This window comes from Comamonas aquatilis (assembly GCF_965139575.1).
GTDB classification, from domain to species: domain Bacteria; phylum Pseudomonadota; class Gammaproteobacteria; order Burkholderiales; family Burkholderiaceae_C; genus Comamonas; species Comamonas aquatilis.
This window is the reverse complement of record NZ_CBCSIW010000015.1, coordinates 1-12,686: the sequence shown is the minus strand read 5'-3', so window position 1 is coordinate 12,686 and position 12,686 is coordinate 1. Positions and strand designations below refer to the sequence as shown.

Genomic DNA, 12,686 nt, shown 5'->3' with positions numbered 1-12,686 from the left:
CGCTGCATCCTGCGACTCCGGGGCGACCCAGGGCGGATGGGAGGGAAGAGATGGAGTGCCTTGCGACATGAGAACTCAATATAGAGAGCCCCCTCGCGTTGCCCAACAGGAAGAACCCCAGAGCGCTTGGGTCGTGCACCGCCTCTTCTCGGGCTATGCCTTCAAGCTGACATTGATTGCGTATGGCAATACTTGAGCTGGTTTGCGTTCGCCTCGGCGCGGCTGCATAAACATCGCAAACACGTTCTTACAATTTTATCAGGCGACCGCCAGCCTTTTCAGCGCACCCGGTTGCGGCAGGTCGATGACATTACCCCGCCCCGCAATCAGCCCATGCTCGCGCAACTGGCGCAGCACGCGTGAAAAAGTCTCAGGGGCAATGCCCAGCTGGGCAGCAATCAGCCGCTTTCTGGAGTGGAGTATGACCCGCAGCCCACCTTCGACATGGGGCGTGGCATGGTGCAGCAGCCACTGGGCACAGCGGGCTTCGGCATCCTGGGCCAGGCGGCTCACGGCCAGCTCGGCTTGCGAGCAATAGGCGCTGGCCAGGTCCTTAAGCAGCTGCTGTGCGGCTCCGGGCATTTCGGCCACAGCCTGGTGGAACTTCTCCAGCGGAATCACGAACAGACGGCCTTCGCCAAGCGCCTGCATGTCCAGGCACGAGGATTTTCCCAGCAAGGCAAATGCGGCATCCAGCCAGGCCGGCCCCGTCAGCTGCCCCAGCTGGTGGCGCAGCACCGACTCCTGCTCCACGCCGAGCAGCACGCTGCCCGTGTCGAGATAGAGCACATGATCAATGGTTTGACGGCGCAGTCTCAGCCATGAGCCTGCAGCAAACGATTCTGGCTGACCAAAACGGGATGCCAGCTGAGACATGGAGGGCAGAGTGAACATAAGTTGCTCACTGTGCCGCGCCTGGGCCAGGCCGGTATTGAGCCAAGTCAATAGAAAAACCGATAGTGCAAGCCCGCCAACGAAAAAGCCGCAACCCTGGGGTTGCGGCTTTGGTTCGAGGACAAACTGCAGTTGTCGCTACATATTCCGGCTAATTAATGTCGTAAACACAGGCCTAGCATCCATGCGCCTTCCAGTGCATCACTTACACCCCCCTGTCGAACTAAAGTCGTAAACACGACACCAGCTCAAGTAAAACAACTACTTAAACTCCCGCACTCCTCATTTTTGCCAACTTAACTATCGTCTGGGCCAGCAAAAAAAAGATCTCATCTTCAAAGGATTGAGGTAATTTTTCATTCGTTAAAAAGGCAGAGTGTCTGTTAGAGGCTGGCTGCCATCATCCCATTTTGGTGGATCAATGACCGCTGCCGCGTAGACCGGTCAGTGGGCTTGTCGCATTGCACCAAAGGCGCTCACGTTGAGTCAGACATCAGAGGGATTCTGTGTTGTTGAGGACGCGCGTCCATTTGCAGGGGCGACTGTCGCTCAGCGCGTTGGCGTGCTACGAGCCAAGCTAGCTGGAGTGTGCACGGGCACAAGACGGGCGATAACGCGGGATATAAGCTCCTCGCGCAAGATATCTACAACGACCTTCGCATGACTTGGAAACATGAGGTAGAAGAGGTATTGCTCAATGATGTGGTGCTTGGACTCGGTAAGGGCATAGAGACCAGTCGATTGAAGAGGGTCTCGGTTGAGAGCGAAGACGTAACGGCAATTACTGTGTGGATGTCAAAGTGCTCAAACTACACAGGTCATGACGGTGCATACGTTGCGAATGCTCCGCTGCCCTCGCCCGAGGAGATGGAAGCGGATATTAATGTGCTTGGCGCTTGGTGGACGTCTGTGCAGGCCCGCCGCGAAAGGAAGTAGCCTTGGCGACTGTTAGTGCTAACCAAAAACTGACCAGCTGGTGGTCAAGATTGGATCGGATCTAACAATGTGCCCTTGCCACTCGGCCATAGACGGCTGAGCCGCTGGGCAGGGCATCCGCGACAGCTCAAGTTATGTATTTTGCTAAATTGGGAAATTACCTAATCTTCCTGCATCGTTGAGCTACGTTAGCTTTTTTGTCTTTGTTAGCATTTTGGCTAACACTGCGAAAATAGATAACGTACAAGTCCTGCTCCTACGCGACTGCCTCGAAATTCTGGAAAGAAATATCAGGTTCAGCATGTAAAAAGTCACGATTAAAGTGCCATTAGTCAGGGGCAAGACATGGAAGCATAGCTACCAGCCTCGAAGAGCGGCTCATGGCCGGCAGCACGAGTTCAATGTACGCCCTGACATTCTTCATTCGACTTGTGGACAGGTAATCGTTCGAAAGAGAGCTATCGGCGACCAGCACGAAGTGGCGCTATATGCTGGTTTCAGCCGATGAGATTTGGCAAGCCTGTGACCGCTGCCGCCGATACCAGACGTTGATCCGCTATCTAGACAGGCGTCCGCTGTACACCTCAAACCGGAAACTTGCCGAATCACAACTCGCCAGGCAACCTGAACGGCAGCTCTCGTAAGCAGCGAATTGGTGCTGACGACCCATTGCAGTCGCAGCGAGATCATTAGCCAGCGTCTGCTCTCTGCGGGAGCGGTCGCTCGACACTGGACAATATGGACGAGGTTTGGTTGCGAGTTTGCATGCCGGTTAGCGGTCGTTGGCGAGGGCCTGCGACCGGTCAAGAACCGTCATATTTACCTGGTTACCTGCCCCGGCATTTCAGACGGGTGTTTTTTCGCCATTTCCTTGAGCCATTCAAGCAATGATGCCTGGGGACTGTGGTCACATAAAGAATTCGGCGAAAAGAGGCAGTAGTGTGAACCGTCTTCTACAAAGCCCCATGGAGCAGCCAGCACGCCATTGTCGAGATCGTCCCGAACCATGTGCCAAGAGCCGATAGCGACACCAAGGCCCGCAACCGCCGCTTGAAGGCTAAAGTAAAAGTGCTCGAAGCTTTGTCCTGTTTCAACGGCCAAGGTTCTGTTCGTGGCAGTTGCCCAGTTTTTCCATGCATCCGGCCGAGTGCGCGTGTGCAGGAAATATGCGTTGGGGCCGAGCGTTGCCTTGCTCCCCTTTCCGGTACACCACGTTGTCACTTTGTCGGGGCGGCAGACCGGCCCGACTCTTTCCGCAAAGAGTGCGTGAGAGTGATAGTTCGAAGGCCACACGAAATCGTCCCGACGGATGGCGAGGTCGATACCGTTGGCGAACGAAAATGGCCCTCCTCCTGCAACGAGATGGACGTCGATTTCTGGATGGCGTGCTTGGAAGTCTGGCCACCGTGGAATGAGCCAACGCATGAGTAGCGTGGGCTCGCAAGAAAGGACCCAGCGTCGCTCTCGTTGTGCGCTGGCGCGCAACTCGCTGACCGCGTTTCGCATGAGGTTAAAACCACCAGTGACCGCTTGAGCGAGAGTACGCCCCGCGCTCGTTAGATGAACCCGTCGGCTGCGACGTTCAAAGAGGGCCACACCTAATTCATCTTCAAGCAGACGCACGGCTCGACTGACCGCTCCATGCGTCAGATGCAATTCATCAGCAGCCCGACTGAAATGTTCTAGCCGTGCTGCGGCTTCAAAGCAGCGCAGTGCGAGGAGGGAAGGCAATCGCGAATCATTTAATAGTGAATTAGACTCACCAACTTTGTCAGAAAACATCGTTATTCATCTACTTCGAAGGTCAATAGGATTGGTCATATCTGTGTTCCTACGAATTTACTCTGAATGACTGAACTGATAGCTGTTATCACAATCACTTTGCTCGCCGTAGCAAGTCCTGGACCTGACTTTGCGATGGTTACCCGCAATAGCCTGCTACTTTCCCGACGTGCCGGTGTACTGACGGCCCTGGGAATCGGGCTCGGGGTACTGATCCATGTCACCTACACGTTGTTGGGCGTGGGTCTTCTGATCCAGCAGTCTCTGTGGTTGTTCAATGCCATCAAATGGTTGGGGGCGGCCTATCTGATCTATCTGGGTGTGAAGATGCTCAGATCCAAGTCAGTAGGCGACTTGCACGATAAGAGAATGGCACCGATGTCAGACCTTGCAGCCCTGCGGATCGGATTTCTGACCAATGCTATGAATCCCAAGACCACGGTATTTATCGTGAGTCTTTTCATGCAGGTGGTGCGCCCAGGTACACCTGTGAGCGTGCAAGTGGGCTATGGGCTTTTCATTGCTATGGCACACATGGCATGGTTTTCGTTGCTGGCGCTCTGCTTCTCGGCAGGGACCATGCGTGACCGTTTGCTCAGCGTGCGCCACTGGATTGACCGAGCCTTCGGCGGACTCTTGATCATTTTTGGCGTCCTGTTGGGTGCAGCTAGTGGATCGCAGTGACGCGTGTTCTGTTGATCGTCAGCACCTTCTTCTCGTAATGCGTGAACAACGGCTATAGGTCACATGGCGTCGCTGAAATGGGCAAAGATCAGCCCCTTCCGACTGAGTATTGCCTTCCTGTTCTGCTAGCATACTTCTATGGCTTGCCATGTTCACCAGCGAATTATTTCCATCTTCACATTGAAGGTGGGATAGCTCGCGACCTCGCAGCCATGCAACCCACCCTGGAGGTGGGTTTTCCGTCTCCGGGGCACCTTAAAGGAGATGGAAGAATGGACTTCACCCATGCGGAACAAGCTGGTGCCAACCAATCCGTGATCGGATCGCTTCACCTCATCAGCGGAAAGATTGCTGCGGGCAAATCCACACTTGCCAAACAACTCGCATCCAATCCACAGACAGTTCTCATTAGCGAGGACGGTTGGTTGTCCCAGCTCTATCCCGATGAGCTTCAAACGATCTCGGACTACGTCAGACTCTCGAGCCGACTGCGAGCAGCCATGGAGGTGCATATCGTTGACCTTCTGAGTTCAGGAACCTCCGTCGTGCTGGACTTCCCTTTCAATACTCTCAATGCAAGGGCATGGGGACGCAGTATTTTTGAAAAGGCAGGAGCGTTTCATTACCTGCACTTTCTCGATGTACCGGAAGAAGAATGCAAGCAGCGTTTACGACTTCGGAATTTATCTGGCGCTCATCCATTTCAGACAACGGATGAGCAGTTTGAACAGATCACAAGGCATTTTGTTGAGCCATCGTCGCGAGAAGGCTTCAACGTGGTACTTCACTGCTAACCAATCCCGGCGAGCGTTCGCTATGGCGCCCAGCGACGGACAGAGACCGACCAACTGCCGTCGCTGAATTTACCCAGCTCAACGTCACCTCTCGCAGATGACGATGACCGGATCGTCATATCTGCTGACGCATGGCGCATGCCGATCAACAGGAAATCGCGTCGTTCCCACTTGCACCATCCGAGTCCCACACTTTAGAGTCCAGCCCGTTCCAACGATGCCAGGTAGCCAACCACAATATCCCGACTCTCTCTCAAATCATGAAGCTTTCTCTCAAGCTGACTCAGCTCGTCAGTAAGAACGGAGCGGATTTCGTCGCAAGGCTCAAAGGTCGCAGGGCCGTCAACCATGCAGGGCAACAGAATGCGGATTGCATTCAATTTCAGCCCTGATTCATTGAGCTGGCGAATACGCATCGCCGCCAAAAGCTCTGCCTCTCCATAGTCGCGATAGCGCGCTTCGGTGCGGGCAGGTCGCAATAGCCCTTGCTGCTCGTAGTAGCGCAACATACGTTCACTGACGCCGCTGCGTCGAGCCAGCTCTCCAATCCGCATTTGCTCATCCTTTCAAAAAACACTTGACCTTAACAGTGCTGTCAAAGTTTAACCTCCGAACTTCACCAGCAACGGAGTTGAAGATGACAGATATGAGCAACCGACCTTTCAATGAAGCAACCGTGCAGCGCAATGGGCGTCCTGCAACGTCAGAGGCATTGGGGCCGCTGGCTTTCGCAGGATATGCCCACTTCACCGCCCTACAGGTGAGGGAAGGCAAAGTGCGGGGCATGGATTTGCACCTGCAGCGCTTGCATGCGGCTTCACTGGCCATGTTCGGCTGCGCCTTGACCGATGAGGCGGTCAAAAGCTATCTGGCGTCTGCACTGAAGACCAGAAATGACGGAGACTTCTCCTTGACCACAACCATCTATTCGTCAGCGGGCGAGTTCACGCCTCCCGGCAATGATGCGCCGCTGCACATGCTCGTGCGAACATCGCCGCCATCCAGTGGCCCGCAGGGACCGTTGGCGCTGGATATCGTGAACTACGAGAGAGTCGTTCCCGAAATCAAGCATGTTGGGGAGATTGCAAAAACATGGTTTCAGCGCAAGGCCGTTGAACATGGTTTTGATGATGCCGCGTTCATCGACAACCAAGGGCGACTGAGTGAGGCGAGCATCTGGAATCTGGTCTTCTGGGATGGCAAGGGCGTTGTGTGGCCAAAGGCAAAAATGCTGCGTGGAACGACGATGTCCATCGTGATGCGCCAGCTGGAGCGCCTGGGAGTTCCGCAGCGTTTTGAGGAGATCACCATCGATTCGCTGACCGCGCTTAAAGGGGCCGCGGTCATGAACTCGTGGACTCCAGCTGTCGAAGTGCGACGCCTTGGCCCGGCCAACCTTCCATCAGCGCCCGATTTCCTGGAGTTGTTGCATAGCGCTTTTGAATCAGAACCGTTGACAGCTATTTGACGCTTGAAGCAGTCATTGGCAAGCAGTAAGTGAGCGAGTGCTCAGGATCGACCGATAGCCGATACGAAGGACCGCTGATGGGTGCCCTCGGTTTATCGCGCTGCCCCATCAAGTCTGCCACCCAGCGACAGACCGCTCACATAGCCAGAAGCAGTCCCTTGCAGGAGCAATTCCAAGGACTGCTACTGGCCGGTAGCCCCAGTTCGCCGACCTCACTGACAGCTGACTTTTCCGGTCTAGCTCACGCCTCAGAATGTCTGCCTCCTGGTGCATTCATGCGCTCACGCTATCGGCCATGGGCAGCCGGTGAGGACAATCCCACGGTAAGCAGCTTCAGGCTGGTTGCAGCCGGTTAACTCAACAAGGTCGATGACGGCTGCTACCAAAGCAGTCATAGCACTGAATCGTCCTTGCAGGTCCGCTCCACACCTCAAAGCTGCGCCCGGAGACTGACTCGACCAAGTGAACGTTTTTGCATGCATTCAAGTTGTGCTTTCGACGGCGGATTCAACCGGTCAATGCAACACAATGACTAAGGAGTACTGGCATGAAGCAAAGACCGCGGATTTACTACACCGAAGCCCAGAAAGCCCTGATATGGGATCGCTGGGAAGCTGGCGATACCTTGCACGAGATCGGCAAACTGTCTGACCGACCACACTCCTCCATTCACACCATCCTGAGTGCGACGGGGGCATTCGGCCACCTGCAAGACGCCGATCTCGCTTGACGGTGTCTCTGGCCGAGCGAGAAGAAATCTCCAGAGCGCTGGCCGCAGGTGAATCCATCCACTGTGTAGCCAGACGTTTGGCCGGATATGCCGATTTCATTCGATCCGGCGGCTACTCGGCCTTGGCTCCTGCAGCCTTGATCACCGGGTCCCATCGCTGAATTTCGACCACTGTGTGCTTGCGCAAGGCCTCGGGCTTCAGTCGATCTCCTTGCGGAATCATGACTCCCATATCCTTGAAGCGCTTGATCAGAGCAGGCTCACTGAAAGCCACACGCGTCGCTTTGTTCAGGCGCTCTATGACGGCGGATGGCGTTCCTTTGGGGGCGTACAGGCCATGCCACACTGCCAGCTCAAACCCTGGCATGCCGGACTCGGTGAATGTGGGGACGTCTGGCATCGTGCTAACACGCTCCTTGGTGGCCATGGCATAAGCCTTCAGCATGCCCGCCTGGATGTGCGGGCCGGTCGCAACCGGCTGATCACAGATTACATCCACATTGCCTGCCACCAGGTCCTGCAAGGCAGGCCCCGTCCCACGGTACGGCACCATGGTCACAGTCGTGCCAAGGGTTTGGTTGATCAGCATCGCACACAGATGGGATGTAGCACCAATGCCTGCATGCGAGAACTTCACTGTGCCAGGATGGGCTTTCATCTGTTTAACGAAGTCAGCGAGATTGGCAGGAGCGAACTTTTTGTTAGCCACCAGGATCATGGGCACATCGCCAGCCAAAGCCACCGGCTCCAAGTCCTTCTTCACGTCGAAAGTGAGCTTGCTATAGAGAGCAGGAGCCGTGGCGATGCCCATGTTGTGCAGCAGCAGGGTGTGTCCATCATTGGCTGCACGCGTCACGCGGCTGGTGCCGATAGTGCCGCCTGCGCCACCGGCATTTTCCACGATGACCTGCTGTCCGAGGTCGCGAGTCATAGCCTCCGCAAGTACCCGTGCCAGCACATCGGTCGAGCCACCTGCCGCGTATGGCACGATGATGGTGATGGGTTTGGTGGGAAAGGCCGCTGCAGCCAATGAGGCCGCGGCCAAAGCAATCGCGAGAGCTTTTTTGGTGAAAGAACGCATGGATTTGTCTCCTGGTTATGGGTGTATGGATGCGTCAGCGCGTACGGAGCCCGCCAAAGCAGACGTACTTGAGTTCGGTGTATTCATCGAGTCCGTGGCGTGATCCTTCTCGACCAATGCCCGACTGCTTGACCCCGCCAAAAGGCACGACTTCGCTTGAGATCAGACCAGTGTTGACGCCGACCATCCCCGACTCGATGGCCTCTGCTACACGGAAGCACCGCGCGATGTCCTGCGAATAGAAATAGCTGGCCAGGCCGAACTCAGTGGCATTGGCCAGATCGATGGCCTGTTGCTCAGTGTCGAAGCTCACCAGGGGTGCGACGGGGCCAAACGTCTCTTCCCGCATGCACTGCATGTCTGCCGTCACGTTCAGCAGTACCGTGGGCTCCAAGAAGTACCCAGGCCCAGCAACTGCCTTGCCTCCAACGGAGACCATCGCCCCCTTGGCCACCGCATCTGCAATGTGGGCCAGGGCCTTCTCGCGGGCTGCCTCATTGATAAGCGGGCCTTGTGTGACGCTAGGCTCCATGCCGAACCCTGGCTTGAGCTGTGCAACCCGTAACGCAAGCCTCTTGGCAAAGTCGTCGTACACCGTGCTTTGCACAAATAGCCGGTTGGCACAGACACAGGTCTGGCCTGCATTGCGGAACTTGGAAGCGATGGCCCCCTCGACGGCTGCATCTAGGTCTGCGTCGTCAAAAACGATGAAGGGAGCATTTCCTCCCAGCTCCAGGCCAAGCTTCTTGACAGTTGGAGCGCATTGCTCCATCAGCAACTGACCCACACGCGTGGAGCCTGTGAAGCTGAGCATGCGCACCACAGGCGATCCGGTGAGCACGGGGCCAATGTCCGATGCGTCGCCCACGACGATGTTGAGGGCCCCAGCAGGTACGCCTGCCTCGCGGGCCAGCTGCACCAGCAGCAGCGCCGTCAGCGGCGTCAACTCGGACGGCTTGATCACCATGGTACAACCAGCCGCAAGCGCTGGGGCGGCCTTGCGGGTCACCATGGCCGCGGGGAAGTTCCACGGGGTGATGGCGGCACACACGCCGACCGGTTCGCGTACCACTAGATTGCGACGGTCACCGGCGGCCGAGGGGATGACCTCCCCGTAGAGCCGCGTGGCTTCCTCTGCATAGAACTTCACGAAGTTCGCGGCATAGGTCACTTCAGCGGTTGCTTCGGCCAGGGGCTTGCCTTGCTCCAGCACCATGGTTTCCGCGATTCGCACGCTATTGGCCTGGATCAGGTCAAACCATGCATCCAGCACGCGGCTGCGGTCTGCTGCGGTTCGCGCCTTCCATTCAGGCCAGGCACGCTCTGCGGCCTGGACGGCTTCGTGAGTGTCCTGTGCCGTGGCCTTGGGCACGCGAGCGACCAACGCACCAGTGGCCGGATTCTTGACATCGATGCACGGACCATCCAAGTTGGACAAAAGGCGGTCGCAGACCAGCCCATACCCTTGCCGCCCGGACAGGGAAACTAGTTGAAAACTCATGGTGTGTTCCAGGGCGAAGTGGCTGAACAACCGCTTCGCACAGAGGCAGCTCCCGCGTGGGAGCGCGCAGGTTTAGTTGTTGCCGACGAACTTGTAGAGTTCGGTGTGGTCAGCCGTAGCGCCCAGCTTCTTAGACGCGTCGGCTGTCATTGCATAGACCTTTTGCGCAAGATCCATGGGCAGCTGCATCGAAGCTCCCAACGCAGCCGCAATGCCGACATCCTTGGCCTGCAAGGTCAGGGAAAAGCCGGAGTTGAAGGCGCCGTTCAGCATGAACTGGTGCGCCTTGTTCTCAGTGGTGTTGTTCTTGCCGGTGGACGCATTGATCACGTCCACGATGGTTACGGGATCGATGCCGAACGCAGCGCCGACGTGAATGGCTTCGGCGGTGGCAAGCAGCGCCGCTGCCGAGACATAGTTGTTCAGAGCCTTGAGGGCATGGCCCGCACCGACAGGTCCGACATAGGAGATGGCCTTGCCCATGCACTCCAGCACGGACTTTTGCTGCTCAAACACCTGCCGGTCGCCGCCAACCATGATGGCCAACGTCCCTGCGACCGCTTTCTTGACGCCGCCCGAGACAGGTGCGTCGATCAGACCCACGCCCTGTTGTGCCAGCTGGGTAGCCAGGGCGCGGGTTCGGTTGGGATCGGCCGAACTCATCTCGATCACGCAGGCTCCGGATTTCAGGTGCAGCTGCAGGCTCTGAATCACGGCATCCACGATGTCCGAGTTGGGCAGCATGGTGATGACGGAGTCACAGTCAGCAAAGTCCTGCGCGGCGACGGCCACCACCGTACCAGAATGTTCGACAGCAAAACTATTGGTGGTGTCCGGGTTGGCATCCTGGACCACCAAGGTGTGTCCAGCGCCGTGCAGCAAGTGGGCCATAGGGCAGCCCATCATTCCCAGTCCGATAAAACCGATACGTCTCATGATTGGCCCCTTAGATGTCCATCTCTTTGAACACTTCCGAAGCGACGCGGAAGGAATCGATGGCTGCTGGCACGCCGCAATAGATCGCTGCCTGCAGGAACACCTCCTTGATTTCGTCCTTGGTCAGGCCGTTATTGATGGCACCACGCACATGCAGCTTGAGTTCATGGGGACGGTTCAGGGCCGTGATCATGGCCAGGTTAAGGAAAGAGCGGGTCTTACGCTCCAGGCCCGGACGGTTCCACACATCGCCCCAGCAGTATTGGGTCACCAGCTCCTGCATGTCGATGTTGAAGTCGGTCGCATTCTTGATCGACGCATCCACATACTCAGGGCCGAGCACTTCGCGGCGGGTGGCCAAGCCTTGGTCGAACAGGGCCTGGTTCTTAGGTGCATAGGGACGGGTCATGAAAGCTCCTTGATAAAACACCGCGACAAGCGGTCGATAAAGCTAATTATTAAGATTGTCAGACAATATGACATTAATGAAATCATGTATTGCACCAGTACACATTCACGTGTATGACAATCAGATTGCATGCAAACCAAGTAGGATGCGACCATGATTCAGACGCTGCGTGTACCCCGCGAAGAAACGTCCCTGCGCGAGCGGACGACCAATATGCTGCGAACAGCCATCCTGGATGGCGTATTTGCGCCTGGCCAAAAGCTATCCGAGCGCGAACTGTGTGAGAGCTTGGATGTGAGCCGCCCTTGCTTGCGCGAGGCACTGCAGCACCTTCAGGCGGAAGGTTTGATCACCATCGTGCCGCACAAGGGGCCAGAGGTGACCAGCATTTCGGTGCCCGAAGTAAGAGACATCTATGAGGTCCGCGCCAGTTTGGAGAGCTTGGCTGGGCGTGGATTCGCCTTGCATGCGACTGCAGCCCAGAAGGCCGCCCTGCGCGCCAAGCTCGACGATCTGGCTCAACTGGGCGACGACGGCGCGATGCGCCTCACGCTCAAAAACCAGTTCTACGACATCCTGATCGACGGCTGCGGCAATTTGGTGGCCGGCCAAATGCTCAAACAGCTCAACAACCGAGTGACGGTGTTGCGCCGTATCTCAATGTCGCAGCCTGGACGCTTGCCTCAAACGCTGCAGGAGCTGGATGCCATCGTTGCCGCCATTGAGCAAGGCGATGCCGATACTGCAGCAAGACTGTGCGAGGCCCATGTCAAAAAGGCCGCCGAGAGCGTCTTGCGCAGCATCGAAGCAGAAGCAGCGTAAAGCTGGGTATGCGATGTACAGCTTTGCGTGTGACAGTTGCTCAAGTCGCTTGTGCCAGCTCTGATGCCTTGATGTCCGCAATAGGGCCCAGGATGCTTCGGTCGAATTCTTCCAGTGCGAGGCCTTGCTGAACCTTCGCGGGCCAATCCGGGTTGCTAAGGGCGCCACGCCCTAAAGCGATGATGTCCGCGCCATGCTCCAGCACGTCCAGCGCCCGGGATGCATCATGCAAGCCACCATTTGCAATGATCGCGGGGCCCTTAGCGTACCGGCGCGCCAGTTGGACCAGCGTGGGTCCATGTGTACCAAAGGCAGGCTGCCAAGCTTCAAACTCAGTGACGTGGATGTAATCCACCCCTGCTGCGGCCAGCGTGCCAAAGATGGTCTCGGCACCTTGCTCGCCCTCGGCCCACTTGTGAGTGAAATCGTTAACCTTGCCCTGAGACACACGGATGCCTACGGGCACACTGGCACCGACAGAGGCACGGACGGACTTGATGGTCGCCACGACCGCTTCCAGTCGTTGAGGGCGTTGTTGCATAAATCAGCCCCAGGCCAGATTTCCCCAACCCCAGACGTGGCTACGCCACAGCCACCGTCTGCGGGCAGCCCAGTTCAGTAAACCGATTGAGGATTGCGGCTCGAATGT

Annotated in this window: 12 protein-coding genes and 1 pseudogene; 5 read left to right on the top strand and 8 right to left on the bottom strand. The window is 56.8% G+C overall.

Annotation, left to right across the window (positions count from 1 at the left end):
• Positions 1-258 precede the first annotated feature (258 nt).
• Together ACNAZA_RS15970 and ACNAZA_RS15965 are read right to left on the bottom strand one after the other, a co-directional pair.
• On the bottom strand, positions 259-894 hold the full coding sequence (locus ACNAZA_RS15970) for a Crp/Fnr family transcriptional regulator (protein ID WP_120970329.1): 636 nt from the start codon (positions 892-894) through the stop codon (positions 259-261).
• Positions 895-2,649: 1,755 nt separating this feature from the next.
• Complete coding sequence (locus ACNAZA_RS15965) at positions 2,650-3,612, bottom strand: LysR family transcriptional regulator (RefSeq protein WP_415797535.1); 963 nt, start codon at positions 3,610-3,612, stop codon at positions 2,650-2,652.
• Positions 3,613-3,678: 66 nt separating this feature from the next.
• On the opposite strand from ACNAZA_RS15965, the gene ACNAZA_RS15960 reads away from it, so the two are divergent.
• Positions 3,679-4,296: a LysE family translocator gene (locus tag ACNAZA_RS15960; RefSeq protein WP_415797534.1), complete on the top strand. Its 618-nt coding sequence runs from the start codon at positions 3,679-3,681 to the stop codon at positions 4,294-4,296.
• Between the two features lie 272 nt (positions 4,297-4,568).
• Complete coding sequence (locus ACNAZA_RS15955) at positions 4,569-5,090, top strand: P-loop nucleotide/nucleoside kinase family protein (protein ID WP_415797533.1); 522 nt, start codon at positions 4,569-4,571, stop codon at positions 5,088-5,090.
• A 194-nt stretch (positions 5,091-5,284) separates the two neighbouring features.
• Here ACNAZA_RS15955 and ACNAZA_RS15950 read toward each other — a convergent pair whose 3' ends face one another.
• Positions 5,285-5,644, bottom strand: a complete 360-nt coding sequence (locus ACNAZA_RS15950) for a MerR family transcriptional regulator (RefSeq protein ID WP_415797532.1) — start codon at positions 5,642-5,644, stop codon at positions 5,285-5,287.
• A gap of 83 nt (positions 5,645-5,727) precedes the next feature.
• On the opposite strand from ACNAZA_RS15950, the gene ACNAZA_RS15945 reads away from it, so the two are divergent.
• Both ACNAZA_RS15945 and ACNAZA_RS15940 read left to right on the top strand, forming a co-directional pair.
• Positions 5,728-6,558 (top strand): aminotransferase class IV family protein, encoded by an 831-nt coding sequence (locus ACNAZA_RS15945; RefSeq protein WP_415797531.1) that lies wholly within the window; start codon positions 5,728-5,730, stop codon positions 6,556-6,558.
• A 547-nt stretch (positions 6,559-7,105) separates the two neighbouring features.
• Positions 7,106-7,368 (top strand): annotated as a pseudogene (locus ACNAZA_RS15940) (IS30 family transposase); the annotation flags it as partial.
• A 32-nt stretch (positions 7,369-7,400) separates the two neighbouring features.
• Here the strand turns inward: ACNAZA_RS15940 and ACNAZA_RS15935 are convergent.
• The 4 genes from ACNAZA_RS15935 to ACNAZA_RS15920 form a co-directional block, all read right to left on the bottom strand.
• A complete protein-coding gene (locus ACNAZA_RS15935) occupies positions 7,401-8,369 on the bottom strand; it encodes a tripartite tricarboxylate transporter substrate-binding protein (protein ID WP_415797529.1) in 969 nt (322 codons plus the stop codon).
• 34 nt (positions 8,370-8,403) lie between these two features.
• The gene (locus tag ACNAZA_RS15930) at positions 8,404-9,870 is read right to left on the bottom strand and encodes an NAD-dependent succinate-semialdehyde dehydrogenase (RefSeq protein ID WP_415797528.1); all 1,467 of its coding nucleotides are present in this window, start codon (positions 9,868-9,870) and stop codon (positions 8,404-8,406) included.
• Positions 9,871-9,942: 72 nt separating this feature from the next.
• On the bottom strand, positions 9,943-10,806 hold the full coding sequence (locus tag ACNAZA_RS15925; protein ID WP_415797527.1) for an NAD(P)-dependent oxidoreductase: 864 nt from the start codon (positions 10,804-10,806) through the stop codon (positions 9,943-9,945).
• 10 nt (positions 10,807-10,816) lie between these two features.
• Positions 10,817-11,215, bottom strand: coding sequence for a carboxymuconolactone decarboxylase family protein (locus tag ACNAZA_RS15920; protein WP_415797526.1), 399 nt, complete (start codon positions 11,213-11,215; stop codon positions 10,817-10,819).
• A gap of 153 nt (positions 11,216-11,368) precedes the next feature.
• Here ACNAZA_RS15920 and ACNAZA_RS15915 point away from each other — a divergent pair, with 153 nt between their 5' ends.
• Positions 11,369-12,037, top strand: a complete 669-nt coding sequence (locus tag ACNAZA_RS15915) for a GntR family transcriptional regulator (protein ID WP_415797525.1) — start codon at positions 11,369-11,371, stop codon at positions 12,035-12,037.
• Positions 12,038-12,077: 40 nt separating this feature from the next.
• On the opposite strand, the gene ACNAZA_RS15910 is transcribed toward ACNAZA_RS15915, so the two are convergent.
• Complete coding sequence (locus ACNAZA_RS15910; RefSeq protein WP_415797524.1) at positions 12,078-12,578, bottom strand: oxidoreductase; 501 nt, start codon at positions 12,576-12,578, stop codon at positions 12,078-12,080.
• Between the last annotated feature and the right edge of the window lie 108 nt (positions 12,579-12,686).